The sequence below is a fragment of the Streptomyces sp. SID13031 genome (assembly GCF_010548305.1).
Classification (GTDB): domain Bacteria; phylum Actinomycetota; class Actinomycetes; order Propionibacteriales; family Kribbellaceae; genus Kribbella.
The window spans coordinates 331,688-358,679 of sequence record NZ_JAAGLV010000002.1 but is presented as its reverse complement, the minus strand read 5'-3'; the positions used below and the strand labels follow the sequence as shown (position 1 = coordinate 358,679).

Genomic DNA, 26,992 nt, shown 5'->3' with positions numbered 1-26,992 from the left:
CCACTCGCGCCCGGTGCCATCAGTTCCTGCCCCAAAGCTCGCGCGCCCTGCCCTTCCGATCCAGAGTGCGGCACCGAGGCCTGCCAGCCCACCCGGTACCACCCTGGTCAGGCCCTGACCCCACACGCACGGGATGCTGTTCCGCGCAATCACCAATCGACCGGGAGTCACGATGTCCGACTGGTACACCGAGAGACGCCAGAACCTGCAGCTGGACGAGCTGCGCGACCAGATGGCGGCGACGGCGTACGAGGCCTCGAACCTCCGAACCCGGCTGTCACAGGTCCAGGGCAGCATGGAAACGCGGCTGCAGCGGCTCACGACGGCGTTCGACGCCTTCGTCGAGCTGTCCGACATCCGCTTCGACCTGATCGGCTTCGCGGACGCCGCCGAGGTCCGCCGGCACGCAGGGCAGGTGTTGTCGGCGCTGGCTTCCGGCGAGACGCCGCCGGCGGCAGGACGCGACGTACCGGCGTACTGGCTCGGTCCTGCGGTGGAAGCGGTTCGCAGTCTGATCGCCGATGCTCCGGACGAGGCGGTGCTGGCCGAGGCGCTGCAGCGGGACGAGTTCCGGACGTCGATCTTCCTGTGTCTCGCGCTTGCCGCGCTCGGCCGGCGGAACGAGGTCCGGGCTCAGTGGCTGGACACCGCATTCGGCAAGGTGGCCGACGACGGCACCGTGACCCGCGTGCAGCGGGCGCTGTGGACGACTGCGGCGCGCGGCGGGTTCGGGATCGAAGGGCTGACCGCGGTTGTCACGCGGCTGAAGGTGCCGGGCACGGCCGCGGCGCAGCGCTGGGCGACTCCAGTCATGGAGCGCGTCGCCAGGGTCCTCGTCAACGGGCCGGCCTTTCCTGAGATCGCGACCCACTCCAAGGCCCGCGCCGACCTCAGCCGGCTGCGGACGGCAGTCGCGGCCATTGCCGGCGACACGAGCGTGCTCGAGCCGGACGGCGACCTGGCCTACGTCCCCGGCGACAAACCCGACCCGGACAGCACCTCCGCCGTACTGCGCCTGCTGATCTCCGAGGGCAGTGTGGCCGAGCGGGGAGCCCTGGCCCGGGTCGCCGAGCTGCGGACCCAGATCACCGGAGGCACCGCGACCGGCGTCGGTGCGATCGACGACCCCGCCGGTGCGATCGACAAGCTGCTGATGGCCGATCTGCGCAACACCGACGAACCACACCTCGCGGCCACGGCGCTGCGAGTGGTCTCCGCCGGCGTGCTGGCCGATGCCGAGGCGCTGGCCCAGACGGCGCGGACGCTCAGCCCCGGCACGGTGAGCAAGGAGATCGAGTGGCGGCCGGTCATCTTGTCGTCGGACGGTCCGGACCGGCAGTCGCTGGCCGCCGCCGAGGCCGCAATCAGCGCGACCGTGCAGCCGCTGTCGGTCCGCGAGCTCGGCGGGCCGGTCGCGATCGCCGCGGCGGGACTGGTGGTGGCGGTCGCGTTCGGTCTGCTGCTGCACTCGTTCTGGACCGTGGTGGGCCTCGTGATCATCGCCACCGCCGGCTACAACTACGCGAAGGCTCGCAAGAAACACTCAGCCGAGCAGGCCGACGCGGCCCAGCGGATCGAGCGGCTGCGCAAGCAGGCCGACCAGACCGCCGCCGAGCTGGCGGAGTACCAGGCAGGTCACCGCGACCGCGTCGCCGCGGTCACCGCCGAACTGGAGGAGCTCCAGAAGCTACGAGCTCAGTGCGAGCCGGCGAAATCCGGTACTGCGGTCGGCCGCTCGACGGCCTGAGCCGCCTGGGAGTCCACGATCGACTCGACGATCTCGCCCGCCCGGACGGCCGTGTTCGACAACAGCGAGGACGCCAGGCCGTGACTGTGCTCCGTACCGCCGCCCTGCAGGTAGATGCCCGCCTGCAGCTCACCGGTCGTCTGCACCCGGTAGTCGCGGCCGATCTTGACCCGGCCTTCGGAGTCCCGGCGGCAGAGCTCACCCATCTCGCCGAGCAGCGCCACCGGATCCGCCGGCCGGTAGCCGGTGCAGTACACGACCACATCCGCCGCCAGCTGGGCCTTCTGGCCGCTACTGAGCGACTCGACCGTGACGGTCGCTTCCTCGTCGGTGTCGAGCACGTCGACCACGCGGGACACGTTGAAGGTCCGTAGCCGCTCGGTGCCCAGCACGCGCTCGCGGTACATCCGGCTGTACAGGGCCTCGATCAGCTCGGCGTCGACCACCGAGTAGTTGGTGTTGCCGTGGTAGTCGAGCACCATCTGCTTGACGTCCTCGGGCGCGGAGTAGAACTCGTCGACGGCGTCCGGATCGAACACCCGGTTGGCGAACGGGCTGTCGTCGGCCGGGCTGTAGCCGAACCGCGAGAACACCGCGCACACCTCGGACTTCGGGAACGTCTCGTGCAGGAAGGCGGTCACCTCGGCCGCGCTCTGCCCCGCACCGACGACGACGAAGCGGCCCGGGGTGCGGCCGTCGAGCTCGCGGACCCGGGTGAGCAACTCCTGGTTGTGCCAGATGCGGTCCGACCGGGTGATGCCGGCGGGCAGGTACGGCTTGAGGCCGACGCCCAGGACGAGGTTCCGGGTCCGGTCGACCGAGGTGCCGTGCTGACCGGCCGAGGTCACCTCGAAGGCGTCGATCACGCCGTCGGTACGGATCGGCCGGACGGCCTGGACCTCGCGGTCGTACCGGACCACGTCGCCGACCTTGCCGGCCGCCCACTCGAGGTAGTCGTGGAACTCGATCCGCAGCGGGAACAGCGTCTTGTGGTTGATGAAGTCGATCAACCGGCCGTTCTGGTGCAGGTAGGTGAGGAAGCTGAACTCGCTCGCCGGGTTCCGCAACGTCACCAGGTCCTTGAGGAACGAGACCTGCATGGTCGCGTCCTCGATCAGCATCCCGCGGTGCCAGCCGAACTCGGCCTGCCGCTCCAGGAACAACGCCCGCGGTCCCGCCGCTCCGCGCTCACCGGCCGCGATCGCCAGCGCCAGGTTCGACGGACCGAACCCGACCCCGATGACGTCGTACACCGGATGTCCCGCCTGTGCCGCCAACCCCACCATGCCAGTCCTCTCCTTGCACTCGGTTAGGCGAGGCTAACCTAAAAGAATGCGGCAAACCAGCGGTGGGTCCGCGGCTCATCGGCGGTTCTTCACGCCGTGAGGAAAGGTGCTGCAAAGCTTCCGATTTAGGTTAGCCTCTCCTGCTTCCCCCGGCGCCACCGGCCGCTCGGCGCGGTAGCTTGTGCGGTGATAGTTAGTCGGCCAAGTTTATTCATTAGTCGGCTAATGAGTCGACTCTGCCGCGAGGAGAGTCGTTGTGGAGCTGGGATTGCAGGGCAAACGAGTACTGGTGACCGGTGGGTCGTCCGGCATCGGCCGGGAGACCGCGCTGGCCTTCGCCCGGGAGGGCGCGCGGGTCGCGATCACGTACCGCTCACGCAAAGAGGCCGCCGACGAGGTAGCGGTGGAGATCACATCATCGGGCGCGGAAGCTTTCGCGGTACCGATGGATCTGGGCACGCCGGAATCGATTGCCGATGCGGCCGGCCAGACGATAAACGGAGATCCAGTCTCCTTTTCGGGTGTACTCTCGAAGAGAACCGGAGATTGGCTCTCCGTTAACTGAGAAGGGTCGACATGAACGAGACAGTGCTGGTCACCGGCGGTACGGGATACGTGGCGGGCTGGTGCATCACGGCGTTGCTGCAACGCGGGTACGACGTGCGGACGACCGTGCGCAGCCTGAAGAAGGAGCAGACGGTCCGGGACGCGGTGGGAACGGTGGTCGATCCGGGTGACCGGCTGAGCTTCGCGGTCGCGGATCTGACCACCGACGAGGGCTGGGACGCAGCGGTCGCCGGCGTCGACTACGTACTGCACGTGGCGTCGCCGCTGGGCACCGAGGCCGGACAGGAAGACCTGGTCACCCCGGCGCGGGACGGCGCACTCCGGGTACTACGCGCCGCCGCCAAGGCCGACGTGAAGCGGGTCGTGATGACGTCGGCGGCGAACGCGGCGAGCCCCTCGGACTACCGCGAGGAGGGCACCACCGACGAGACCCTGTGGACGGACCCCGAGGACCCGACGCTGATCCCCTACCGGCGGTCGAAGACCGTTGCGGAGAAGGCGGCCTGGTCCTTCGTCGAGGGTGAAGGCAAGACGTCGATGCTGACCACGATCCTGCCGGGCGCGGTCTTCGGGCCGATCCTGAGCACCGGCAACCTGGGGTCGGTCCAGATCATCGCCCGGATGGTCGGCGGCAAGATGCCCGGTACGCCGCGGATCGGGCTCGAGATCGTCGACGTCCGCGACCTGGCCGACATCCACATCCGCGCGATGACGGCACCCGAGGCAGCCGGGCAGCGGTTCCTCGCGACCGGCGAGTTCACCTGGATGCGCGACATGGCGATGGACCTGAAGAACGGGCTCGGCGCGGACGGCGCCAAGGTGAAGACCCGGCAACTGCCCGACTTCGTGGTGAAGCTCTCGGCGGTCTTCGACAAGCCGCTGCGCTCGATCGTCGTCTCACTGGGCCGCCGCAACCTGCACAGCACCGCCAAAGCCGAACGGGTACTCGGCTGGAAGGCCCGGCCGGCCGCCGAGACCGTGGTCGCCTGCGGGCGCAGCCTGCTCGACTGGAAAGTGATCTGATGTACTCGTGAGTGCCGCTAGTGAGGCTGGTGACGCGAAGGGCCCGCGCAAGGATTCGGTCCGCAACAGGGCCCGGTTGATCGACAGCGCCCGGGCGGTGTTCGCCGAGCGGGGTTTCGGAGCCACCCTCGACGACGTCGCCCGGCACGCCGGGGTCGGCGTCGGTACGGCGTACCGGCACTTCCCCAACAAGCAGGCGCTGGCGGCCGTCGTACTGGCCGATGCCACCGAGCAGATCGCCGCGGACGCGCGCGAAGCCCTGGCGATGGACGATCCCTGGGATGCGCTGGTCGCGTTCTTCGAGCGCAACGGCGCCCGGCAGGCTGCTGATCGAGGACTCTACGAGCAGTTGACCGGGCTCGGCGATTCCGAGCGTCAGGATCAGATCTGGCCCGGGATCGTCGCGGACGTGACCGCGATCTTCTCTCGCGCTCAGGAGGCCGGACTCGTCCGCGCCGACGCCGCTCCACAGGACATCGCGGCCATCTTCGCGCTGCTCGGACCGGCGTACGAGATGACCCGGGACGTCTCCCCCGACCTGTGGCGGCGCTATCTGGCGCTCATCCTGGACGGCCTGCGCGCGACCGATCGACCGGCGCTCCCGGTCCCACCGCCGCCTGCCGAAGCGCTGGACACCATCCTCAAAGCAGGCAAACCTCACCGCTGACAGGGCCTGAGGCTTGTACCGTGGGTTCAGGAAGACACCCAGAAGGAGTGTTGTGATGACCCGGGCGCTGATCGTGGTCGATGTGCAGAACGACTTCTGCGAAGGTGGAAGCCTGGCGGTCGGTGGTGGTGCGGACGTCGCCTTCCGGATCGGCGAGCTGCTGCACCGCTGGCACGAGGCCGAGCCCGACGACCGGGACTACGCGTACGTCGTCGCGACGCGCGATCACCACATCGACCCGGGCGACCACTTCTCCGAGACCCCCGACTTCGTGAACTCCTGGCCGGTGCACTGCGTCGCCGGCACCGACGGCGTCGGCTTCCACCCGAACCTCGACCCGCAACCCTTCGACGCGATCTTCGACAAAGGCGAGTACGCAGCCGCGTACTCCGGCTTCGAAGGCAAATGCCACGAAAACGGCAAACCCCTGGCCGACTGGCTCCGCGAGAAGGGCGTCACCCAGGTAGACGTCTGCGGCATAGCCACCGACTACTGCGTCCGAGCCACCGCCCTCGACTCCCACCGCGAAGGCTTCGGCACAACGGTGCTGACCGGCCTTACCGCTGGGGTCGCACCGGGGAGCACCGAACAGACTTTGGTGGATCTGCGCGCTGCTGGCGTTGCTCTCTCCTGAGAGCAGCGCCGTCGACTGGGCGCGCCGCATTTCCGCCACGGTCGTTGGCAGCACCACCGAACCAGAGCCTGGGCGACGGAGGATCCGGGTTGGCCAGCACCCGAACAGGAGCCTGGGTGGGCGGGTTCCACCCGAGTTGCCCAGGCAACCACCTACCCGTGCGCGACACCCCAGCCACCACCCGCTTTCAAGCGGCGGCGGGAGCTGCGACGGAGGAGCTGCGTGGGGAGGGTTAGCGGACCGGCGCTCCGGGACCGAGTGGGATGCCCAAGGCCCACCAAGCCAGGAAGAGCAGGGTCCAGGCGATCGTCATAGAGATCGCCAGCGGCACGGTGTACGACGCGAGAGTGCCTACGCCGGCGTCCTTCCGGTACCGCTGCAAGAAGCCCAGCGCCATCACGAAGTACGGGCTCATCGGGGTGATGGCGGTCGAGCCCGAGTCGGCGATCCGGAAGAGCGCCTGGGTAGTTTCGGCGGGCACGTTGAGCAGGAGCATCATCGGGACCAGGATCGGCGCGGTCAGGGACCACATCGCCGAGCCGCTGGTGACCAGGATGTTGATCAGCGTCAGCAACACCAGGATGCCGAGGAAGATCACCACCGTCGGGGCGCCCAGATCGCCCAGCCAGCGGGCCGATTCGGCCGACAGCAGTTCGCCGATCTTGCTCCAGCTGAAGTACGCGAGGAACTGCGCGATCGCGAAGAACAGCACCAGGACCGGTGCCATCTGCTTGATCCCCTCGGCCATCAGCTTCGGCACATCGCCGCCCTTCTCGATCGCGCCGACCGTCACGCCGTAGGTGATCCCGACCAGCCCGAAGAGGACGGCGACGACCACCGCGATCCCGTCCAGGAACGGTGAGTCGACGATGCTGCCGTTCTCACCCCGCAGCGGCGAGCCGTGCGGGATCAGTACGGCGATGATCGCGACCGCCGCGATCCCGAAGACGATCGTTGCCCGCAGCAACCCGGTCCGCTCCCGCGCCGACAGCGTCAGCGCGTCCGGATCGTCACCGGGAGCATCCGGATCCGCGTCCAGGTCGTCGCGCTTGCTCAGCACCAACCGGGTGACGAGGGTGATGACGAGCGCGAGCAGTACCGACGAGGCGATGTTGAAGAACCAGTTCGACAGCGGCGAGATCGACGCGCCGGGGTCGATCGTCTTGGCCGCCGCCTCGGTGATCCCGGCGAAGATCGCGTCGTTCGGCGTCGGGATCGGGCTGGCGTCGTACCCGGAGGCGATCGCCGTGTAGGCGACCACGATGCCGAGGATCGGCGACCGGCCGACCGCGCGGAACGCGAGCCCACCCAGCGGCACGAGGATGATGTACGCCGCCGCCGAGGCGACGTGCGCCATCGTGCCGGCGAAGGCGACCGCGAAGACCACCATCGAGGTCGGCACCCGGGACACGCTGACCTTCATCAGCGACTGCAGGAACCCGGTCCGCTCGGCCAGCGCGACGCCCATGATCACCACCACGATGGTGGCCATCGGCGGGAACTCGGCGAAGTTCGAGATCGCCGTCGAGACAGCCATCTGCAGGCCGTCGCCGGACAGCAGGTTCTGTACCGCGACGACCTTGCCGTCCTTCGGCGAGACCACCGAGACGTCCAGCGCCGCGAGGATCGCGCTCACCACGGCGAGGATCGCGGACAGGATCCAGAACAACCAGAACGGATGCGGCAACGCGTTGCCGGCCCGCTCGATCACAGCCATGCCGCGGACCAGGCGTGGCAGGTCCTTCTTCGGTTCGGTAGCGGTCGTAGTCATCTCAGGTCCTCAACTTGTGAGCCGCGAAGAAGGCACCGATCAGCTCGTGCGCCTCGAACGTCTGGGTCACGTAACCAGGCCCGGAAGCAGCATCCGACCCAGGCCACGAGTGCCCGCCGTCCGTCACCGCAACGTGTACTACGTCAGCCTTGCAACCCTTGTACTTCGTGATCAGGACATCGTCACCCAACTGGCTCACCCGCGGGTCGGAGTCGCAGTGGTCGCGGACGGACCAGTCGCGGACCCACGTCTGCACGCTGGGCAGGTCGCGCTCACCGTCGCCGTCGTACGGAATCGTGGTGTCACCGGTGCCGTGGATGTCGAGCACCGGGACCGGGCGGCTCGGCTTGCACCGCTTGCCCTGCTGATAGAACGCGCCGGCGACGGGAGCGATCGCGGCGATGCGGTCGGCCAGCTGGCAGGCGAGGATTCCGGTGAAGCCGGCGCCGTTGGACTTGCCGGTCGCGTAGATCGCCCGGGTGTCGACGCAGTACTGCGCTTCCAGGGCGTCCAGTAGGTCGCTGGTGAACTTCACATCGTCAACCCCGTCGGCGGCGTACGGCGCGCCCTGCCAGGCCTGCTTGTTCTCGTCGCCGAGTACACCGTTGGGGTAGGCAACGACCGCGTCGAGCTTCGACAGGTCCGAGAACGCCTCGGTCTGCGCACCGGTCTTGCCGCGCCCGTGGAACACGACGATCAACGGATAGGTCTTGGTGGCTTTGTACTTCGCCGGCACGTGCAGCCGGTATGCCCGGGTCAGGCCGCCGCTGACCAGCGAGTAGTCGCCGGTCGGGGCCGTTTGCTTGCCGCACCCCGCGGTACTGCCGGCGGGGGTGGCAGCGGTTGCCGTGGGCAACGTGATGGCGGCGGTCACCAGGCCGGCCGTCATCAGCAGGGTGGCTAGGGTTTTCGGGCGTGCGAGGTTCATCAGGGGTGCCTCCTCGGGCCGGCGGCCTGCGGGCGGGCAGGCTCGCGCCTGGAACGCATCTGGCGGTCCAGTGTGAAGGGGTACTGGTGGGTCAGGCCGTCAGTAACTCGTCGGCGAAGGCGGCAATGCGGTCTGCGGCGGTCTCGACCAGGAGCCGGCCGTCCTCGGCAGTGGCACGTCGGGGATCACCCAGGACGCCACGCTTGTGATACGCGTCGAACCCGACGGACAGGCGTGGACCTTGGGCCTGCCGGGACAGCCGGGCTTTCGGAGACAGTTCGTCGAACTGGGTCGCGCCGGGCTCCAGGAGATCTGCCTGGACGAGCTCGGGCGCGAGGTACAGCATCTGGGCGGTCTCGGCCTCGCCGGCGTGACCGTGCACCTGGCTGACCTCCATGCCGGCGATCAGGTCGGAGACGAGCGGCGTGATGGGTGTCCACGCGAACGTCAGGTCGGGCTGCAAGAGGTACTCCTGGGCCAGTACGGAGAGCGCGGCGTTGTTGCCGCCATGGCCGGTGATCACCAGGAATTGCTTCCAGCCGTGCTGGTACAGGCTGGCGACGAGGTCACGCAGTACGGACTGGAAGGTTGCCGGTGACAACGTCACGGTGCCCGCGAAGGCCATGTGATGTGGGGATACGCCGTAGTTGAGCGGCGGCGCGATCACGGCGCGACCATCCAGCCTGTTGGCGACCAAGTCGGCGAGCCCTTCGGCGCGGACCGTATCGGTCGACATCGCCATCCCACCGCCGTGCTGCTCCTGCGCCCCGACCGGAATGATCACCAGCGGCGCCAGCCGGACGGCGTCGCGCGCCTGATCGGTCGTCATCTCCGCAAGTTTGTTGCTCATGGCAACTCCAGGAAGTCGACCGCCTCGATGGCCTGCCGGATGTGGTCGAGGTGCTCGCGCGTCAACCGCTCGGCCGCCTCCGCGTCGCCGGCCCGGACCGCGTCGACGATGGCTCGGTGCTCCTCATGGTCGCGGGTGCGATTGTCGTACAGCTGCCGGATCTGTTGCTGTTCGCGGACGCGCACCTTGAGCAGCGAGGCGAGCAGTTCCTCGACGAGCGGGTTGCCGGAGGCTGCGGCCAGCTCCACATGGAAGTTCAAGGCGAAGGCAGGCCCGCCGGGCGGGGTGAGCGCGTTGGTGACCGCAGCCTCCAGCCGCTCGAGATTCTCGGCCGCACGGGAAGTCGCGGCCTCGCGGGCCACTGCCGGCTCGATCAGCAGGCGGGCCCCTATCAACTGGAGGACCGACTCTTTGGTGATCGGCGGGCGATGGGGGTTGGCGAGGACCACATTGTTGATGGTCGGACCCACGTAGGTGCCGGAGCCGTGGCGGAACTCGACGGCTCCGGTGGCCTCCAGTTTGCGGAGGGCCTCGCGGATCGTCGGGGTAGTGAGCTCGAAGCGTTTCGCCAGCTCACGCGACGACGGGATCGCGTCACCCGGGCCCAGCTCGGCGTCCCGGATGATGCCGAGGATCGCCTCGGTCAGCCGGTCCGACAAGCTCGGCGTCACACCCACCGTTGAGTAAGTCACAAAGTGACTAAATCACTTACTCTCTCCCAGGGTCAAGACCTCAGGCCAGGTCAGCTCAGTCGCTCCCGCACGGCAGGGACGAACGGGCTCCAGAGGAACCACGCGGGCAGCATCCGAAGCAATCGAGGCGGCCCGGCGAGAACGACCGCGCCGTCAATGCGGGCCTGGGCCAGCGTGGTGATGCCGGAGAACACTCGCATCAGGTCGACCGGCTGGGTAGTGACCACGACATCGCAGTCGAAGCCCGGGTGGGTGGTACACACCGAGGCCTCCTCCCGATCGAGGACCAGCCAGATCCGGGTCGGATCGTCGCCCCGGTAGTCGAACTCGACCGTGACCCGCTGCAGGGGAAGTTCTTCGTGGTCGATCCGCCGGGACATCCACCAGGTCAGGGTGATCGGGTCGACCTCGCGCGGCTGCGGCTCGGAGAACATCCAGCGCACCGCCCACTCGCCGATCGCCATGATGACACCTTCGAGGTCACGACCGGCCGCGGTGAGCTGGTACTCGTGCCCGCGAGCGACCGGGACGCGCTCCAGCACGCCTTTGCGTTCCAGGTGGTGCAGGCGTTGCTTCAGCAGCGTGCGGGAGATCCCCGGCAGACCACGATCGATGTCGTTGAACCGCCGGCTGCCCAGCACCAACTCGCGCACGATCAACGGCGTCCACCGGTCGGCCAGCACCTCGCTGGCCAGCGCCACGGGGCAGTACTGGCCGTAGTCTCGCACGGGTTCATTGTGCGCTCGGTCCATGATTTGTACCAGGGCAGTCCAGAACCTGTACTAGAAAGCATCGCACGCCGGTGTTGCGCTGGAACCCTCATCAAACCGAGGGGGAAACATGACCACCAGTTTCGATCCGATCGTGTTCAAGCAGACAACGCGGGCCCAGTGGGAAGAGGCCGCGCAGGCATGGAGCCATTGGGGTCCCACCATCGACGACTGGCTGGGCGAGGCGACCGATGCCATGCTCCGGGCGGCCGGGATCGGCAAGGACGACCGCGTGCTCGACATCGCCGCAGGGGCCGGCGGGCAGACCCTCGCCGCCGCGCGACTGGCTGGGCCTGGCGGCAGCGTACTGGCCACCGACATCTCCCCCGCCATCCTCCGGTACGCCGCCCGCGCCGCGACCGAGGCTGGGATCGAGACGGTCGAAACCCTGGAGGCCGACGGCGAGAACCTCTCCGCGCTGGCCGGGCGCGAGTACGACGCAGCGATTTCCCGGGTCGGCCTGATCTACTTCCCCGACCAGCAGGCCGCCCTCACGGGGATCCGCCGGGCGTTGCGGCCGGGCGGGAAGTTTTCCGCGATCGTCTACTCGACGCCGGACCGCAACGGCTTCTTCTCGATCCCGGTGGGCATCATTCGCCGCCGGGCGGAACTGCCGCCACCGGTGCCAGATCAGCCCGGGCCGTTCAGCCTCGGCGGACCAGGGGTCGCCGAAAAGGCCTTCTCGGCGGCGGGTTTCCGCGACATCACGGTGACGACCGTTCCGTCGCCCGTCCGGCTGCCAAGTGCCGCGGAGTGTGTCCGGTTCGAACGCGAGTCGTTCGGCGCGTTGCACCAGATGCTCTCCCGGCTGGACGACGACGCCAAAGCTGCGGCCTGGCAGGAAGTCACCGAGCAACTCGCCCAGTTCGACGGCCCACAAGGGTTTGCGGGCCCGTGCGAGATACTGGTCGTCACCGGCACCCGGTGAGACCTCAGGGGGCGACGTCCTTCCTTATCTGGAAAGTGTTCCGGCCGACGGAACAGGGCGGTCCACGGCGTGTTCGCCGCTGCTCTACTTCTGGGCAGCCGGTCAGCCCGGCCGGCTATCGCTCCGGTGCCCCCAGGAGGAAAACATGATCAAGTCCCTGCTCCACAAGAACCGTCTCGCCGCGGCCCTCGCCCTCGGCGCCCTCGCCGTCGGTGGCTTCGCGGTCAGCCTCGTGCATTCGCCCGACGGCCAGTCCATGGCGGTCTGCAGCCGCGCCTGTCCGTAACCCCTCCGTACTTCGAGGCCTGTGGGTGCCCAGATCTGCCTGGGCACCCACAGGCTTTTCCGCGTCTCGAGAAATCATCGAGAAATCGCCGAGACGCCTGCCCGAGCCTGGATTCATGACAGCTTCCGCGGCACCCGAGCTCGCCCGGCCGGACGACCAGACGCCGGCGGCGGCGATCGGCAAGGCCTTCGCCCTGTACGACGCGCTGCGCGCCGCCTGCCCGGCGATGCGGCTGTCCGAGCTGAGCAGGTCCACCGGGCTACCGAAGTCGACGACGCATCGGCTGCTCGGCGAACTCATCGCCGCCGGGGTCGTGGTCCGGTTCGGCATCGGTTACGCGGCAGCGGAGCGATCACGCAGTACGGTCTCCCGGCTGGGGAACCACGGTCATGACAGGAGCAGGCCGGAACTGCTGCGCCGGCTCGCGCCGTACGCCGGGGACGCGATGGCGAGGACGCGGCTGACCTCAAGCCTCGCAGTGCTCGACGGCGCTGACGTCGTGTTCGCTCATCGCGTCTACGGTCACGACAATCCACGGACCGCCAGCGACGACTCCGGCCGTGCGGCCGCCCACAGCACCGCAGCCGGCCGGATGCTGCTCAGCCACGATCCGCGGGCCGTCTGCGACCTTGCGGAGACCTGGGGACTGACAGCCGGCGAGGCAACGGCGATGCAGAGCGAGCTGCTGCGGATCAGGCGCCGCCAGTTCGCAATCGCCGAAGTGGACGGGATCAGCTGTCTCGCGGTTGCGCTGCCGCTCGGTCCAGGCCGACCGCCGGTGGTGCTGACGGCGAAGGCGAAATCGCTCGCCGACTGTGGCCAGACAGTGCTCTGGCTTCGGCGGATCGCCGAGGCCGCAGCCCGGTCGGCGATCGGGGCGAGGGTCGATGATCGGGGCAACGAGACCTTGGCAGCCACCAGCTGACCGGTCATAGTGAGACCCGTCGTCCCGGGGGATCTTCAGTTCCGAGGTGGCCGGAAGAATGATGACCTCAGCCAGTGGTTCGAGGAGCGAGACCAGGACATCGGTTCGGTTGCTCGGGCAGGTCGGTGTGCTCGAGGCCGGCGCCGAGATCGAGCTCGGCGCGCCCGGCCCACGGTCCCTCTTCGCCGTTCTCGCCTTGCGGGCCAATGCGACGGTCACCCTGGACCAGTTGGTGGATGCCCTATGGGGTGAGGCAGTGCCGAAGACAGCCGAGGGCGGCGTCTACACCTATGTCTCGGCGCTGCGCAAAGCACTCCAGCCGGACTGGACCCGCGGCCACCCGCACCGCCTGCTGACGAGCAGCAGAGCGGGCTATTCGTTGCTGCTGCCAACGGAGTCGATCGATGTCCGCCGATTCGAGGAGGCCGCGGCCGAGGCCCGGCGGCGCTGGTCCGTCGACGACTTCTCGCAGGCGCTGGCACACTGCGACCTCGCCTTGGCGCAATGGCAGGGACCGGCCCTCGGCGGCGCCATCGGCCCTCTCGTCACCGCCGAACGGGCGAGGCTGGAGGCGCTCGAGCTCGATGTCCAGGAGATCCGCTGCGCCGCGCTGATCGAGACGAGCAGCGCCGCCGACGCAGTCAGCGCCCTGGCCGTACTGTCGGCCGCGAATCCCTTGCGCGAAAGGCTTTCCGAGCTCTTGATGCTCGGGCTCTACCGGACCGGGCGGCAGGCCGAGGCGCTCGACGTCTACCAGAGCATTCGCCGCCGGCTCATCGACGAGCTCGGGATCGAACCAGGCCAGGCCCTGCGGCAGATGCAGGAGCGGGTCCTCGGCGGAGCAGCCGAGGCCGAGAACCTGAGCCGCCGCCCGCAGCCGCCGGTCGTCGGCGTAGTACCGGCTCAACTCCCCCACGAGGTCGCTCACTTCACCGGCCGCGACGGCGAGCTGCGCCGGGCCACCGAGCTGTGCGAGGCAGCCACCAGCGACGCGCTCGGTGGGTTCGTGTTGATCCTCGCCATCGACGGCCCCGCGGGAGTCGGCAAGACAGCCCTGGCCGTGCAGCTTGCCCGCCAGGTCGCGGGTTCCTTCCCCGACGGTCAGTTGTTCCTCGACCTTCGGGGTTTCGATCCCCGGGCCGCCGCCCTGACGTCCGGCGACGCACTCGAGCACCTGCTGCGAGGGCTGGGTGCCGATCCCGAACTGCTTCAGCAGAACGCGACCGCCAAAGCCGGGCTCTACCGTTCGCTGCTCACCGGGCGCAAAGTACTGGTCGTGCTCGACAACGCGGTCGACGTCGAGCAGGTACGTCCGTTGCTTCCCGGATCGCGGGGATGTCTGGCCGTGGTGACGAGCCGCAATCGGCTGGCCGGCCTGGTCGCCCGCGACGGCGCCACCAGGGTCAGCGTCGAGGTACTGGCGCCGGATGCGTCCCTCGATCTGCTCCGCCAGGTCCTGGGCGCCGAGCTGGTCGAGTCCGACGTCCCGCTCGCGCGCGAGCTCGCGGCGTACTGCGGCCACCTTCCACTCGCGTTGCGGATCGCAGCCGAGCGGATCGCGGGCAGCGACCACTACTCGATCGGCGACCTGGTCAACGAGTTGCGCGTCGACGGCGACCGGCTGGACAGCCTCTCGACCCCGGATGACGAGTCGTCAGCGGTCCGCGCGGTCTTCTCGTGGTCGTACCGGGCCCTGAAACCGGCCGACGCCCAGGCGTTCCGGCTGCTCGGTCTGCATCCGGCGCAGGAGGTCGGCGTACCGGATGCGGCCGCCCTACTCGCGATCGACGAACCCGCTGCCCGGCGGCAGCTCGACAGCCTGGTCCGCTGGCATCTGCTGGAGCAGGTCGGCCGCGATCGCTATCGCTTCCACGACCTACTGCGCGTCTACGCCCACGAATGCGCCGGGCTGGACGAGCCCGGTTCCAGCGCCGGCGCCGCCATCGAGCGCCTCATCGGCTGGTACCTCGCGGCCGCCGTCCGCACCCGGGAGATCCTGGCGCCCGGTCTCGGCCAGATCAGCTCCACTGCGGCAGTACAGGCGGCAGTACGGCTCACGTATGACGAGGCGATGACATGGGCCGGCGGCCATCTCACGGCTCTGATCGATGTACTACGTATGGCTGCCCATCGTGGGTTCGACCAGAGTGCGGCTGACCTTGCCACTGCGCTGGGCGCGCTCTGCCACAGCACGAGCAGGTGGACGGAGTGGCTCGGCGCGATCGAGATCGGCCAGGCCGCCGCGCGGCGGTCGGGTGATCGGCTGAGCCAGGGAAGGCTCGCCAACGACGCCGGCCTGGTCCACCACTTCCTCGGGCAGCAGGAGGAGGCCGTCGCGGGTCATGAGGCCGCGATCGAGATCCTCACCGATCTCGAGCTGGATCCCGGCCAGGTCGAGGCCGGCGGCGACCAGGTCATCGCGAGCAACCTCGCGGTCGCGTACTCGATGATGGGCCGCCACCTGGAGGTACTGCCCCTGCTCGAGGACGCGATGCTGCTCGCCCGGCAGCGCGGCAATCGCTTCGTCGAAGCCTCGGTGGCGGACAGCCTCGGCGCGGTGCTGTCCAGCCTCGGGCGGCATGACGAAGCGATCGAGCGTGGCCTGCGCTGCGTCGCCCTGCTTCGTGCGGAGGGCTACGAACACATGCTCGGCCACGCTCTCACCCAGCTCGGCGAGTCCTGCCTGCGCGCGGGCCGGACCGACGACTCGGTCCGGCACCTCGGCGACGCCCTCCGGCTCTGGCGCGGATTAGGCGACCAGTGGGGAGAGCGACGCAGTCTGGCCGGACTCGCCGAGGCGGGGGCTAGCCGTTGACCACGATTGGGCTGCCGTTGGAGATGAGCGACCAGTCGGTGGTGTGGAAGGCGTTCGGGTTGACCTCGCCGGTGGCGGTCACGTAGTCGATCATCAACTGGCGGATCTCGACCTGGCGGTTGTAGACGACCGGAGCGGTCTTGACGTGCGGGAAGTTGCCGCCGCCGGACTGCCGGTAGTTGTTGACCGCGACGACGAACTGCTGGTCTGCGGCCACCGGCGCACCGTCGTAGCTGAGGTCCGTGATCCGCGAGCCGGGGGCCTTGGCGATGTCGATCTTGTACGCCATCGGCTTGGTCAGGCCGCCCATGATGTCGTAGTTGTAGTCCGGCGTACCGCCCGGAGCGGTCGGCGTCACGGCGTTGGTCACCTGGTCGGCCGGGAACGGGCCCGGGCCGCTGACCTGCTTGAAGTACTGCGCGGAGAACTCCAGGTAGTCCTTCACCTGAGCGCCGGTCATCGTGACCGCGAGCAGCGTGTTGTCGAAGATGTAGAGCCCGGCGACGTCGCGGATCGAGACGTCACCCGCGGGGATCGCCGCCGCGCGGTTGAAAGGCGCGGCGATCGCAAGTACCGGCAGTGTGGCCTGCGGCGTACCGACCAGGGCCTTGCTCACGGCGTCGGCCTGGATGAAGTTGACGAAGTCCAGCGCGGCCGTGTCCTCCCAGGGCGCGGTCGCGGCGGACATCGCCTCGGTGCAGGTGCCGATCTTGGAGTTGACGTAGTTGACGACCTTGTCGTGGTCCTCCTGCAGGATCCGGACGACCTTGGCGTCCGCGGCGACCGTGTTCGCGTTGAGCACCTGGCTGTGCCGGCCGAGGACCTTCCACTTGCCGCCGACCTTCTGCAGGTCGAGGTCGATCAGCGAGAGCCGCATACCCCACTTGAGCGGCTCGGTCAGCACGACCTGCTCGCCGGTGGTCTTGTTCGTCACGAGTCGCTGCGGGATCTCCAGGTGCGCGTGCCCGACCAGTACGGCGTCGATCCCGGGGACGGTCTCGGCCATCAGGACCGAGGCGTTCTCGGGAACCGGTAGCGCGTCGCCGTACGAGGAGGACAGGTCCATCCCGGAGTGCGCGGAGACGATCACCACGTCGGCGCCGGCCGCGCGGACCCTGGGGACCCACTCCTTGGCGAGCTCGACGATGCCGCCGAACTTGATCTTGTTCTCGACGTTCGCCTTGTCCCAGATCGCGATCCCGGGGTTGGTCAGGCCGAGGATGCCGACCGTGATCGGGCCCTGGCCGTGCACCTGGACCTTCTTCAGCACGTACGGCGGGAAGACCGGCAGGCCGGTGGACCAGTCCTGGGCGTTGGCGCCCAGCAGCGGGAAGTGGAGCTGGCTCTGGAACTTGCGCAGGATGTCCAGGCCGTAGTTGAACTCGTGGTTGCCGAGCGCGGCGGCGTCGTACTCGATCTCGTTCATCGCCGCGGCCATCGGGTGCCGGTGACCGCCGGTGATGGGCTGGATCTTGGCGAAGTAGTAGGCCAGCGGGGTGCCCTGGATGGTGTCGCCGGCGTCGATCATCAGCGGGTCGGGCGTGTGCCGCTCGGCCTTGATCCGGGCCCGGACGGCCTTCACCAAGGTGGCGATCTTGGCCAGCCCGATGTCGTTGTGGGCGGCGTCGTCGTACTCGGTGTTCTTGAAGTAGTCCCAGTTGAAGACGTTGCCGTGCAGGTCGGTCGTGCCCATCACGCTCAGCCGGATCACCTCCGGCTCCTTGGGCCCATGGCCCTTGCCCGCGTACGCCGGCGCAGCCTGGAAGCCGGCCGCTGCCAGTGCCGCGGCGGCGCCACCGATCACCGTTCGCCTGCCCATGCCCCGGTCCACTGCTCCATCTGCCTGGTTCGCCGGGCCGCCGGCCCCAGTACCGGCTGTCGTCTGGTCGCTGTCCGTCATCTGTCGCCTCACGCGTCGTCGGGTTCTGGCTGGAGCGGCCGGCGTGCCTGTGAGCGTGCGCGGGATGCCCCGAGAGGCACGATACGTGCGGCGCGCCGGGGGTGGTGCCGGGATAGCCCCGCGGTCACGAGAGGATGCCGCAATGACCTTGCCGCCCGGCAAACTCTTTCTCGTTGCCGCCATCTTGTTCGTAGCCGCCCTCGCCCAGGCGGCCACCCCATCGTCACCGCAGACGTCCGGCGACAGGTTGGTCGCCTCCGGACCGGCCGGGCAGCCGCCGGCGAAGCTGGTTTCGGCGAAGTTCTCGCGGCAGAAGCTGACGTCTACGCGCGGGCACCGGACCACCGCCGCTGGGCGGAAGAACCAGCGGACGGGCACAGCGGCCACCGCGGACGACTGGACGCTGGGCAACGACGGCAAGGTCATCTACCTGACCTTCGACGACGGGCCGCAGGAGGAATGGACGCCGAAGGTGCTTAGCGTGCTGGCCCGGCACCACGCGAAGGCGACGTTCTTCGTCCTCGGCCGGGAGGCGGCCGCTCACCCGGAGCTGGTCGAGATCGAGCGGAGCCTCGGGCACCACGTCGGCAACCACACCTGGGACCACCCGATGCTCACCCACCTGACCCCTCAGCGGGTCAAGGAGGAGATCTTCAGCGGCGTGAAGTCCAAGTGCTTCCGCCCGCCGTACCGCGACACGAACGCGCTGGTCGAAGCAGTCGCCACGGCCAACCACCAGCGGCAGGTGCTCTGGGACGTCGACACGAACGACTGGAAGAAGCCCGGCGCGGCCAAGATCGAGCGCGCGATCCTCCGCGGCGCCTACCCCGGCGCCATCATCCTGATGCACGACGGCGGCGGCAACCGCGCCGAGACCGTCGCGGCGCTGGAGCGGTCCCTGACCCAGCTGACGGCCCGCGGCTACACCTTCCGCGCGCTCCCCTGCTAGCTAGCTAGCTGGCTCTAGCTGGCGACTGAGGCTTTGCCTCCGGAGAAGTGTTTCAAGGCTTGATCTATGACATGGACCGGCTGGTCGAGGGACTTCACCAGGTAGAGACCGGTCGGTTTGAGCAGCGGGCTCGGCTTGACTACCGAGCGGACGGCCGGCTGATCGAGCCCGCGTACGCCGGCGGTGGTCGCCCCGATCCCCGGCTGCAACTGCAACTCGAGCACGAACTGCCCGAAGATCTTCACCTGCTTGAACCCCTTGACCGCAGTCCACGGCAAGATCACCGGGTACGCCGCCCCCTCGCAGGCCAGCTCCAGCCCCTTGGGCGACATCCGCATCGCCACCGGCGGCAACTCGTTCGCCGCGAACCAGTGTTGCCGCTCCTTGTCCAGCTTGAGCGCCAGCAGCGTACTGAGCACCAGCGGGACCATTGCCGCAATCAACAACAACGAGAACGGCCACATCCCGGCCCCCCGGAAGGCGATCAGCGCGAACAGCGCCAGCCCGATGCCCAAGGCCCCGATCACCAGCGTCGCCCACGCCCCCCGCCGCTGCACCTTACTGACCACGGCCCGACGCTGCACCACAGCATCCCGATCGATGCTGACGACGAACGTCTGCACCGGAACTTGATCGCTCATCCCCCAACCCTCTCAGCCCCGAGGTCCGCCTGCCCCTCGACACCTACAACTCCTCACCCTCTGATACTCCCCACGCCCGTTCCTACGCCGCTCCCTCCGCGACTGACTCCCACCCGAGCGCAGGCTCCTCCGTCGCCCGCTGACCTCTGAAACCGGCGACTTTGTGCACGGCGTGAGTGTTTTTTGGGGTTGCTGGTGCTCAGGTGGCGCACAAGGTGGGCTGACAGGTTGGTGTGGGTGGCGACTTTCGCGAGCTCGACGCAGGCGCGAGCGTTGCGGCAGGCGTGGGGGTTGTTACAGGTGGCGGCCGGCCCACGTCCACGCGTAGACGCCGTCGTCTACTGCTGCGCCGCCTTCGCCTAGTTCGAGGGGGCGGAAGGTGTCGACCATGACTGCTAGCTCTTCGAAGGATTCGGCGCCGAGGGAGGCTTCGATGGCTGACGGCTGGGGGCCGTGGGCGTAGCCGCCGGGGTGGAGGGAGATGGAGCCTAGGGCGATACCGGAGCCCTTGCGGGCTTCGTAGTCGCCGCCGCAGTAGAACATGACCTCGTCGGAGTCGACGTTGGAGTGGTAGTAGGGCACCGGAACCGAGAGCGGGTGGTAGTCGACCTTTCGGGGGACGAAGTTGCAGATGACGAAGTTGTTGGCTTCGAAGACCTGGTGGACCGGTGGTGGCTGGTGGATCCGGCCGGTGATCGGTTCGAAGTCACTCACGTTGAAGGTGTAGGGGTAGAGGCAACCATCCCAGCCGACCACGTCGAAGGGGTGCGTCGCGTACGTCATCCGGCTGCCGACGATGCCGCTCGCGCCGTGCCCGCGATGCTTGACGAGCACCTCGATATCGTTGCCATCGACAACAAACGTCGATCCCGGTGCGTGCAGGTCGCGTTCGCAGTACGGGGCGTGTTCGAGGAACTGGCCGAAGCGGCTCAGGTAGCGCTTCGGCGGGGCGATGTGGCTGTTCGCCTCGATGCAGTACGCCTGTACGCCGTCCGCGCCCGGCAGCCAGCGATGCGTGGTGGCGCGCGGGATGATCACGTAGTCACCCTCGGCCGCCTCCAGGACGCCGAAGACGGTCTCGACGGTCGCCGAGCCGCGCTCGATGTAGACGCACTCGTCGCCGATCGCGTTGCGGTAGTACGGCGAGACGGCGGCGGCGATGACGTACGAGATCCGGACGTCGCCGTTGCCGAGGACCAGCCGGCGATGCTCGACCACGTTGTTGCCCTCACCGGACAGGAACAGGTCGTGCAGCTTCAGGTGCCGGGGCGTCAGCGGGTGGTTCGCCGTCGTGGCCAGGTCGGGCAGCTCCCAGATCTGTGAGTCGACGATCGCCGACGGCACACCCGCGTGGTAGAGCAGCGACGAGTCCGACGAGAACCCCTCCTCGCCCATCAGCTCCTCGTAGTACAGCCCGCCGTCCGGTTTGCGGAACTGCGTGTGCCGCTTCGGCGGAATCTGCCCTGCCTGCCGGTAGAACGCCATGCCTCTACTTCCCCTGCGCTAAATGTCTTCTGGCTCCGATTATCGAACACATGTGTCCGCTTACCGAAAGCATCCGTTAGGCTCGGGGCCATGTCAACCATCCCTGCCCTGTTCCGGCACCTGGTCGACGACGCGGCGATGTTCCCGCCCGGCGACCTCCCGCTGGTGGAGGCGGTCGCCGCCCACCGTGCCCACCGCCAGGCGCCGTACGCCGATCTCGTCGGTCCCCTGATCTGTACCGACGACAACCTGATGAAGGTCGCCGCCGAGGCCGCCAAGGGCGGGTCCCCGCTCGAGGTCGCCGTCGTGATCACCGGCGGCGCCGGCGGGATCGAGCCGGCCATCCGGTACGGCGACCGCTCGGCCGACCTCGTCGTCAAGACCATCGAGGTGCGCCTGCGCGACGAGGACGACCTGTCCCGCAACGCGCTGCGCGTGGTTCGCGCCTGCGACGACTGCCTGGACGAGGAGACCGCCTTCGTCGAGATCGGTCTGAACGGCGCCTGGGAGCGCGCGCTCGACGTCGTCGCCGACGCCGGGTACGCCGCCAAACTGCGCACCGGCGGCCTCGACGCGTCGCTCTTCCCGACAGCCGGCCAGATCGCAGCCTTCATCACTGCCTGCCTCGATCGCGAAGTCGCCTTCAAGTGCACGGCGGGCCTGCACAATGCCGTTCGCCACACCGCCACGGACACCGGTTTCGAGCATCACGGTTTCCTCAACGTGCTGCTCGCCACCCGCGCCTCCCTCGATGGCGCCGGCCAGGACGAGGTGGCCGCAGTACTGGAGAGCCGCGAGGGTGAAACCCTGGCGGCGACGGCGGCGGAGCTGTCCGAGGAGCAGGCGAACGGGACCAGGCGATGGTTCACGAGCTTCGGTTCCTGCAGCATCGACGAGCCCCGCCACGACCTGACCGCACTGAAGCTGCTGGAGACCCCGTGACCTGGATCGACATCCCCGCGAACTCCCAGTTCGGCGCCGAGAGCCTGCCGCTGGGCATCTTCCGGGTCGGCGACGAAGAGCCCAGGATGGGCGCGGCGATCGGCGACCAGGTGATCGACCTGGCCCCGGTCGCGTCGGCGCAGATGCTCGACGGCGCACACTTCGCCGAGCCGACGCTGAACGCCTTCCTCGCACTCGGCCGGCCGGCCTGGCACGCGACCCGGGAGTGGCTGCTCGACCTGGTCCGCAACGAGAACAACCGCGACGCCGTCGAGCCACACCTGATCCCGCAGTCCCAGGTGACCATGCAGCTGCCGTTCGAGGTCGCCGACTACGTCGACTTCTACGCCTCGGAGCACCACGCGAGCAACGTCGGCAAGCTGTTCCGCCCCGACGCCGAGCCACTGCTGCCGAACTGGAAACACCTCCCGGTCGGGTATCACGGCCGGGCCGGCACGGTGGTTGCCAGTGGCACCGACATCATCCGCCCGAGCGGTCAGCGCAAGGCGCCTGCCGACAGCGACCCGACGTACGGGCCGTCACTGCGGCTCGACATCGAGGTGGAGCTCGGGTACGTCGTGGGCGTGCCGTCGACGCTCGGCAGCCGGGTCGCCGTCGACGACTTCAAGGATCACGTGTACGGCGTGGTCCTGCTGAACGACTGGTCGGCGCGCGACATCCAGGCCTGGGAGTACGTCCCGCTCGGCCCGTTCCTCGGCAAGTCCTTCGCCACCTCGATCTCCCCGTGGGTCGTCTCGCTGGAGGCACTCGAACCGGCCGAGGTTGCCCTGGGCAAACAAGAGCCCGCCGTACTTCCGTACCTGGCGAACGATCGCCTGACCAATCTCGACATCACCTTCGAGGTCTACTGGAACGGCGAGCTGGTCAGCAGCCCGCCGTACCGGGAGATGTACTGGTCGGCCGCGCAGATGCTCGCCCACCTCTCCGTGAACGGCGCCTCGGTCCGGACCGGCGATCTGTTCGCCTCGGGCACCGTCTCGGGCGCGGAGAAGAACCAGCGCGGATCGTTCCTCGAGCTCAGCTGGGGCGGCCGCGAGCCGATCACCGTGAAGGGCGAGGAACGCACCTTCCTCGCCGACGGCGACGAGGTCACCATCACCGCCACCGCCGCCACTCCCGGCGGCACCACGATCGGCCTCGGCTCGGTCACCGGCCGGATCCTCCCGGCGATCTGAGTCGTGCAAGCACTGGATCATTCAAGCGACTGAGCTACTTAATCGTTCACCAATTTTGTTCATTAGTGTTCGTTTCTCTTGACTTGTTAGCGGTTACGAACGCAGAATCCGTGGCACAGTGACCCGCCCGTCAGGAGTCCTACCGTGTCCCGACCCGTACTTCCGTCCTTGGCGGCAGCCGCGCTGGCTGCCGGCCTGCTAGTCGCCGTCCCGCCGTCCGCGGCCACCGCAGGGCCCTCAGCGGCCGGCACAGCGGCGGCCGACCTCACGCTGGCTTCAGCCGAGCTCACCGTGACCGTCGCCGCCGACTTCCCCCGCGTCATCCGGTACGCCGACAACGCGTCCGGCAAGGCGCTCGGCGGTCAGCCCGACGCCATCTCGACCGTCACCGTCAACGGTGTCGCCCGAGCCGCCCACCTCACCGGCCCGCCGACGGTCGCCACCGGCAAGGCGCAGTACCGGCTCGCCTTCGACGCGCTGCCCGGCGTCGAACTCGACGCCAGCCTCGCGCTGAGCGGACGAGTGACCACCTTCAGCATCGACGCGGTCCGCGACACCGAGGCCTCCCGCGTCAAAACGATCGACATCCCCGACCACGACCTGGTTTCCGTCGCAAGCAGCGATCCGGGCGCGACCACCGCGTTCACCACGCTCGACCCGGACTCGACCCGGACCGCCGACAAGATCACCCCGGTGACTTCGGCGACCGCGGCCGAGCCCGCCGCCACCGGAGCGGCGTACGCGTTCGTGAACACGAGCGGCCTGGCCGCCGGTATCGAGTCGAACTCGACCTACGACAAGCCGTCCGGGCAGTCCGTCGACGACGGCGCGCGGTTCTGGCACCGGGCCCGTAAGGCGGCCGACGGTACCAGCCGGGTCGGCGTCTGGAGCGGTCAATGGACCTACCGCGCCGACACCTCGCCGTACACAGAACCGTTGCCGTGGGCAAAGGTCGTGGTGACACCGGACGCCAACGCCGACCAGACCGTCGACTGGCAGGACGGCGCGATCGCGTTCCGCTCGATCATGGTCGAGCCGAAGGGTGGTGACCAGGTCAAGGACCGGGTGATCACGCACATCCCGTTCAACTTCGCCAGCCAGGCGACGCACCCGTTCCTGCGCACGCTGGACGACGTCAAGCGGATCTCGCTGGCGACCGATGGCCTCGGGCAGCTGGCAGTACTCAAGGGGTACGGGTCCGAAGGCCACGACTCGGCGCACCCGGACTACGGCGGCAACTACAACGTGCGCGCCGGTGGTCTCACCGATCTCAACACGCTGCTGAAGCAGGGCAAGGGCTACAACGCCGCGTTCGGCGTGCACGTGAACGCGACCGAGTCCTACCCCGAGGCCAACGCCTTCAGCGAGGACCTCGTCGACAAGACGAGCAAGGGCTGGAACTGGCTGAACCAGAGCTACTACATCAAGCAGCGCCCTGACCTTGCCTCCGGCAACATCGTCCAGCGGTTCCAGCAGTTGCGCGACGAGACGGACAAGAACCTGCAGGAGCTGTACATCGACGTGTACTACCAGTCCGGCTGGCTGGCCGACGGCCTGACCCGGCAGCTCGCCGGCCAGGGCTGGCAGATCGCCACCGAGTGGGCCGACCGGCACGAGCGCACCTCGCTGTGGTCGCACTGGGCCAACGACCTGGACTACGGCGGTCCCACCAACAAGGGGCTGAACTCGCAGATCATCCGGTTCGTTCGCAACCACGAGAAGGACGTCTGGAACGCCGACCCGATCCTCGGCCAGTCGTCGATCGTCGAGTTCGAGGGCTGGACCGGCGAGACCGACTGGAACGCCTTCTACCAGAACATCTGGCAGCGCAACCTGCCGGCCAAGTTCCTGCAGCAGCAGCAGATCCTGGACTGGAACACCAACCAGATCAGCTTCACCGGCGGCGTCAGCGGCGCTGTTGCCAACGGCAAGCGCAGCCTCAGCGTCAGCTCTGCCAAGGTGCTCGACGGCGACAAGTACCTGCTGCCGTGGGACGGCAACAAGAAGCTCTACCACTACAACCCCGCCGGCGGCACGACCACCTGGCAGGTCCCGGCGGCCTTCACCACGGACCGTTTCACCGTCTACAAGCTGACCGACACCGGCCGCGTCCGGATCGGCACTGCGCCCGTCCGCAACGGCGCCGTGACGCTGACCGCCGTCGCCGGCCAGCCGTACGTCCTGTACCCCGAGCAGGCACCGCGTCTCGCGGACGCGAAGTGGGGCGAGGGCAGCCACCTGGAGGACCCCGGGTTCAACGCCGGTGACCTGAGGGCCTGGAAGCCGACCGGCAACGCGTCGATCGCCACCCTCGAGAACGGTCAGCACGTCGCCGAACTCGGCCCGGAGCAGACCACGCTCAACCAGCGGATCCACGACCTCACCCCGGGCCGCACCTACAGCGCCTCCGCGTGGATCGAGGTCGAGCCGGGCAAGTCCCGTCAGACCACGCTCGACGTCAACGGCACCTCGGTGGTCGTCAACCGGTCGACCGCGATGAACCGGGTCGCCTCCGACGACAAGCAGGGCCTGTACTACCAACGCGCCCGGGTTGTCTTCGAAGCCAAGGGCACGACGGCCGACTTGACCCTTGGTGCGGTGAGCGGAGCGGCCAAGGTACGTCTGGACGACGTACGCGTGGTCGAGACGAAGCGTCCGGGTGCCGGGCTCGTGGACGACTTCGAGAACGTCGACCAGGGGTGGGGCCCGTTCACGAAAGGCGACGCGGGTGGCACCACGGATCCCCGGACCGTCCTGGCGAAGAAGCACGCGCCGTACACGCAGGCCGGCTGGAACGGGAAGCTCGTCGACGACGCGCTCGACGGCGACTGGTCGCTGAAGTCGCATGAGGAGAACGAGGGGCTCGTCTACCGGACGACCCCGGCGACCGTGCCGTTCACTCCGGGCCACAAGTACAAGGTCAGCTTCGACTACGAGAGTGGTCTGGCCGGTCAGTACACCTGGGTGCAGGGCGTGGACCGGCCGCAGTCAGTCGAGGTGAAGGCGACTCCGATCGGTGCGCAACGGACCAAAGCGACCTTCAGCCAGGAGTTCGTGGCCGGTTGCGGCGGCGACTACTGGGTCGGTCTCCGCAAGCTCTCTTCGGGCGGCGACCAGGCCGACTTCGTGCTTGACGACTTCGCCGTCACCGACCTGGGCGCATCGAGCGAAGCAGCAGACTGTACTTCGCTGAGCCTGGCCGGCGCCGGTCTGAACGGCATGGTCTCCGGCGAGGAGAACACCGTCGTCAGCACCTTCACCAACAACGACGTGGTTGCCGTCGACAACATCACGCTGGCGCTCACCGCGCCGGCCGGCTGGACGGTCGAGGCGACCACTCCAGCCACGCACGCGACGGTTCCCGCTGGTACCAGTGTCACGACTTCGTGGTCGGTCACTCCGCCTGCCGGGACGCCCGAGGGCAAGTACGTGCTCACGGCAACGGGTGGCCAGGCGACCACGTCAGCCGAGGCGACCCTGCTGCCGCCGGGGATCGTCCCGCAGTCCCGGATCAAGGTGGCCGACGTCAGCAGCGAGGACGTCGCCACCGACGGCGCCGCCACCGAAGCACTGGACGGAAACCCTTCCACACTTTGGCATTCGGCCTGGTCGCAGGTTTCGACGCCTGCCGCCTACCCGCACCACATCACGCTGGACCTCGGTACGACGTACCAGGTGAACGGGTTCAGTTACCTGCCCCGGCAGAGTGGGACGAACGGGATGTTCAAGGGTTACGAGCTCTATGTCAGCACGGACGGGCAGAACTGGGGTGCGCCGGTGAAGACCGGGCAGTTCCCCAACTCCACCGCGGTCCAGCGGGTGGACTTCACCGCGAAGCCCGGCCGGTACCTGAAGTTCGTCGGCACCAGTTCGCTGAACGGCGCCGTCTTCGGCTCCGCGGCCGAGCTGAACGTCTACGGCGTCAAGTAACCGGAAGCGAGGAAAGCGGCGCCATCTCCCCCGAGGGTGGCGCCGCTTTCCCTTGTTGCA

General features: G+C 68.4%; 22 protein-coding genes. 13 read left to right on the top strand and 9 right to left on the bottom strand.

Going from position 1 to position 26,992, the window contains the following annotated elements; genetic code table 11:
- Nucleotides 1-172 precede the first annotated feature (172 nt).
- Nucleotides 173-1,747, top strand: a complete 1,575-nt coding sequence (locus G3I17_RS05810) for a hypothetical protein (RefSeq protein WP_164594814.1) — start codon at nt 173-175, stop codon at nt 1,745-1,747.
- Here G3I17_RS05810 and G3I17_RS05805 read toward each other — a convergent pair.
- Entirely contained in the window at nt 1,696-3,033 is a 1,338-nt protein-coding gene (locus G3I17_RS05805; RefSeq protein ID WP_164594812.1) for a lysine N(6)-hydroxylase/L-ornithine N(5)-oxygenase family protein, read from the bottom strand. The two genes, G3I17_RS05810 and G3I17_RS05805, sit on opposite strands and share 52 nt — an antisense overlap.
- Before the next feature lie 256 nt (nt 3,034-3,289).
- On the opposite strand from G3I17_RS05805, the gene G3I17_RS05800 reads away from it, so the two are divergent.
- Genes G3I17_RS05800 through G3I17_RS05785 form a run of 4 tightly spaced genes read left to right on the top strand, consistent with a single transcriptional unit; the run spans nt 3,290 to nt 5,924 of the window.
- A complete protein-coding gene (locus G3I17_RS05800; RefSeq protein ID WP_343238216.1) occupies nt 3,290-3,598 on the top strand; it encodes an SDR family NAD(P)-dependent oxidoreductase in 309 nt (102 codons plus the stop codon).
- 11 nt (nt 3,599-3,609) lie between these two features.
- The gene (locus G3I17_RS05795) at nt 3,610-4,623 is read left to right on the top strand and encodes an NAD-dependent epimerase/dehydratase family protein (protein WP_164594810.1); all 1,014 of its coding nucleotides are present in this window, start codon (nt 3,610-3,612) and stop codon (nt 4,621-4,623) included.
- Between the two features lie 7 nt (nt 4,624-4,630).
- Nucleotides 4,631-5,290, top strand: coding sequence for a TetR/AcrR family transcriptional regulator (locus G3I17_RS05790; RefSeq protein WP_164594808.1), 660 nt, complete (start codon nt 4,631-4,633; stop codon nt 5,288-5,290).
- Nucleotides 5,291-5,345: 55 nt separating this feature from the next.
- Nucleotides 5,346-5,924, top strand: a complete 579-nt coding sequence (locus G3I17_RS05785) for a nicotinamidase (RefSeq protein ID WP_164594806.1) — start codon at nt 5,346-5,348, stop codon at nt 5,922-5,924.
- A gap of 232 nt (nt 5,925-6,156) precedes the next feature.
- On the opposite strand, the gene G3I17_RS05780 is transcribed toward G3I17_RS05785, so the two are convergent.
- The 5 genes from G3I17_RS05780 to G3I17_RS05760 form a co-directional block, all read right to left on the bottom strand.
- Nucleotides 6,157-7,695, bottom strand: coding sequence for an AbgT family transporter (locus tag G3I17_RS05780; RefSeq protein WP_164594804.1), 1,539 nt, complete (start codon nt 7,693-7,695; stop codon nt 6,157-6,159).
- Nucleotide 7,696: 1 nt separating this feature from the next.
- The gene (locus G3I17_RS05775; RefSeq protein WP_164594802.1) at nt 7,697-8,623 is read right to left on the bottom strand and encodes a PHB depolymerase family esterase; all 927 of its coding nucleotides are present in this window, start codon (nt 8,621-8,623) and stop codon (nt 7,697-7,699) included.
- A gap of 91 nt (nt 8,624-8,714) precedes the next feature.
- The gene (locus tag G3I17_RS05770; RefSeq protein WP_164594800.1) at nt 8,715-9,473 is read right to left on the bottom strand and encodes a creatininase family protein; all 759 of its coding nucleotides are present in this window, start codon (nt 9,471-9,473) and stop codon (nt 8,715-8,717) included.
- Complete coding sequence (locus G3I17_RS05765; RefSeq protein WP_203589786.1) at nt 9,470-10,165, bottom strand: FCD domain-containing protein; 696 nt, start codon at nt 10,163-10,165, stop codon at nt 9,470-9,472. The genes G3I17_RS05770 and G3I17_RS05765 overlap by 4 nt, the downstream gene beginning before the upstream one ends.
- A 50-nt stretch (nt 10,166-10,215) precedes the next feature.
- Nucleotides 10,216-10,893: a helix-turn-helix domain-containing protein gene (locus G3I17_RS05760; RefSeq protein WP_164594798.1), complete on the bottom strand. Its 678-nt coding sequence runs from the start codon at nt 10,891-10,893 to the stop codon at nt 10,216-10,218.
- Between the two features lie 112 nt (nt 10,894-11,005).
- On the opposite strand from G3I17_RS05760, the gene G3I17_RS05755 reads away from it, so the two are divergent.
- From G3I17_RS05755 to G3I17_RS05740, 4 genes are all read left to right on the top strand, one after another.
- Nucleotides 11,006-11,863, top strand: coding sequence for a methyltransferase domain-containing protein (locus G3I17_RS05755; protein WP_164594796.1), 858 nt, complete (start codon nt 11,006-11,008; stop codon nt 11,861-11,863).
- A 145-nt stretch (nt 11,864-12,008) separates the two neighbouring features.
- Complete coding sequence (locus G3I17_RS05750) at nt 12,009-12,149, top strand: hypothetical protein (protein ID WP_164594794.1); 141 nt, start codon at nt 12,009-12,011, stop codon at nt 12,147-12,149.
- A gap of 115 nt (nt 12,150-12,264) precedes the next feature.
- Nucleotides 12,265-13,074, top strand: coding sequence for a helix-turn-helix domain-containing protein (locus tag G3I17_RS05745; protein ID WP_164594792.1), 810 nt, complete (start codon nt 12,265-12,267; stop codon nt 13,072-13,074).
- A gap of 58 nt (nt 13,075-13,132) precedes the next feature.
- On the top strand, nt 13,133-15,889 hold the full coding sequence (locus G3I17_RS05740) for an AfsR/SARP family transcriptional regulator (RefSeq protein WP_164594790.1): 2,757 nt from the start codon (nt 13,133-13,135) through the stop codon (nt 15,887-15,889).
- On the opposite strand, the gene G3I17_RS05735 is transcribed toward G3I17_RS05740, so the two are convergent.
- Nucleotides 15,879-17,789, bottom strand: a complete 1,911-nt coding sequence (locus tag G3I17_RS05735; protein WP_239062209.1) for a 5'-nucleotidase C-terminal domain-containing protein — start codon at nt 17,787-17,789, stop codon at nt 15,879-15,881. The two genes, G3I17_RS05740 and G3I17_RS05735, sit on opposite strands and share 11 nt — an antisense overlap.
- 142 nt (nt 17,790-17,931) lie before the next feature.
- Here G3I17_RS05735 and G3I17_RS05730 point away from each other — a divergent pair, with 142 nt between their 5' ends.
- Entirely contained in the window at nt 17,932-18,738 is an 807-nt protein-coding gene (locus tag G3I17_RS05730) for a polysaccharide deacetylase family protein (protein WP_164594788.1), read from the top strand.
- Between the two features lie 14 nt (nt 18,739-18,752).
- Here the strand turns inward: G3I17_RS05730 and G3I17_RS05725 are convergent, their stop codons facing one another.
- Nucleotides 18,753-19,379, bottom strand: a complete 627-nt coding sequence (locus tag G3I17_RS05725) for a hypothetical protein (protein WP_164594787.1) — start codon at nt 19,377-19,379, stop codon at nt 18,753-18,755.
- A 294-nt stretch (nt 19,380-19,673) separates the two neighbouring features.
- The gene (locus G3I17_RS05720; RefSeq protein WP_164594785.1) at nt 19,674-20,864 is read right to left on the bottom strand and encodes a homogentisate 1,2-dioxygenase domain-containing protein; all 1,191 of its coding nucleotides are present in this window, start codon (nt 20,862-20,864) and stop codon (nt 19,674-19,676) included.
- A gap of 90 nt (nt 20,865-20,954) precedes the next feature.
- On the opposite strand from G3I17_RS05720, the gene G3I17_RS05715 reads away from it, so the two are divergent.
- The 3 genes from G3I17_RS05715 (at nt 20,955) to G3I17_RS05705 (ending at nt 26,932) form a co-directional block, all read left to right on the top strand.
- Nucleotides 20,955-21,806, top strand: coding sequence for a hypothetical protein (locus G3I17_RS05715; protein ID WP_164594784.1), 852 nt, complete (start codon nt 20,955-20,957; stop codon nt 21,804-21,806).
- The gene (fahA, locus tag G3I17_RS05710; protein WP_164594782.1) at nt 21,803-23,002 is read left to right on the top strand and encodes a fumarylacetoacetase; all 1,200 of its coding nucleotides are present in this window, start codon (nt 21,803-21,805) and stop codon (nt 23,000-23,002) included. Before G3I17_RS05715 ends, fahA begins: the two co-directional genes overlap by 4 nt.
- Before the next feature lie 144 nt (nt 23,003-23,146).
- On the top strand, nt 23,147-26,932 hold the full coding sequence (locus G3I17_RS05705) for an endo-alpha-N-acetylgalactosaminidase family protein (protein ID WP_203589784.1): 3,786 nt from the start codon (nt 23,147-23,149) through the stop codon (nt 26,930-26,932).
- The last annotated feature ends 60 nt before the right edge of the window (nt 26,933-26,992 follow it).

Excerpts from the sequence above, each read along its gene's own strand:
- G3I17_RS05795 (WP_164594810.1), top strand. The coding sequence starts at position 3,610 with ATGAACGAGACAGTGCTGGTCACCGGCGGTACGGGATACGTGGCGGGC.
- G3I17_RS05770 (WP_164594800.1), bottom strand. The coding sequence starts at position 9,473 with ATGAGCAACAAACTTGCGGAGATGACGACCGATCAGGCGCGCGACGCC.
- G3I17_RS05740 (WP_164594790.1), top strand. The coding sequence starts at position 13,133 with ATGATGACCTCAGCCAGTGGTTCGAGGAGCGAGACCAGGACATCGGTT.
- G3I17_RS05745 (WP_164594792.1), top strand. The coding sequence starts at position 12,265 with ATGACAGCTTCCGCGGCACCCGAGCTCGCCCGGCCGGACGACCAGACG.
- G3I17_RS05720 (WP_164594785.1), bottom strand. The coding sequence starts at position 20,864 with ATGGCGTTCTACCGGCAGGCAGGGCAGATTCCGCCGAAGCGGCACACG.
- G3I17_RS05715 (WP_164594784.1), top strand. The coding sequence starts at position 20,955 with ATGTCAACCATCCCTGCCCTGTTCCGGCACCTGGTCGACGACGCGGCG.
- G3I17_RS05755 (WP_164594796.1), top strand. The coding sequence starts at position 11,006 with ATGACCACCAGTTTCGATCCGATCGTGTTCAAGCAGACAACGCGGGCC.
- G3I17_RS05730 (WP_164594788.1), top strand. The coding sequence starts at position 17,932 with ATGACCTTGCCGCCCGGCAAACTCTTTCTCGTTGCCGCCATCTTGTTC.
- G3I17_RS05725 (WP_164594787.1), bottom strand. The coding sequence starts at position 19,379 with ATGAGCGATCAAGTTCCGGTGCAGACGTTCGTCGTCAGCATCGATCGG.
- G3I17_RS05750 (WP_164594794.1), top strand. The coding sequence starts at position 12,009 with ATGATCAAGTCCCTGCTCCACAAGAACCGTCTCGCCGCGGCCCTCGCC.
- G3I17_RS05735 (WP_239062209.1), bottom strand. The coding sequence starts at position 17,789 with ATGACGGACAGCGACCAGACGACAGCCGGTACTGGGGCCGGCGGCCCG.
- G3I17_RS05810 (WP_164594814.1), top strand. The coding sequence starts at position 173 with ATGTCCGACTGGTACACCGAGAGACGCCAGAACCTGCAGCTGGACGAG.
- G3I17_RS05805 (WP_164594812.1), bottom strand. The coding sequence starts at position 3,033 with ATGGTGGGGTTGGCGGCACAGGCGGGACATCCGGTGTACGACGTCATC.
- G3I17_RS05785 (WP_164594806.1), top strand. The coding sequence starts at position 5,346 with ATGACCCGGGCGCTGATCGTGGTCGATGTGCAGAACGACTTCTGCGAA.
- G3I17_RS05780 (WP_164594804.1), bottom strand. The coding sequence starts at position 7,695 with ATGACTACGACCGCTACCGAACCGAAGAAGGACCTGCCACGCCTGGTC.
- G3I17_RS05775 (WP_164594802.1), bottom strand. The coding sequence starts at position 8,623 with ATGAACCTCGCACGCCCGAAAACCCTAGCCACCCTGCTGATGACGGCC.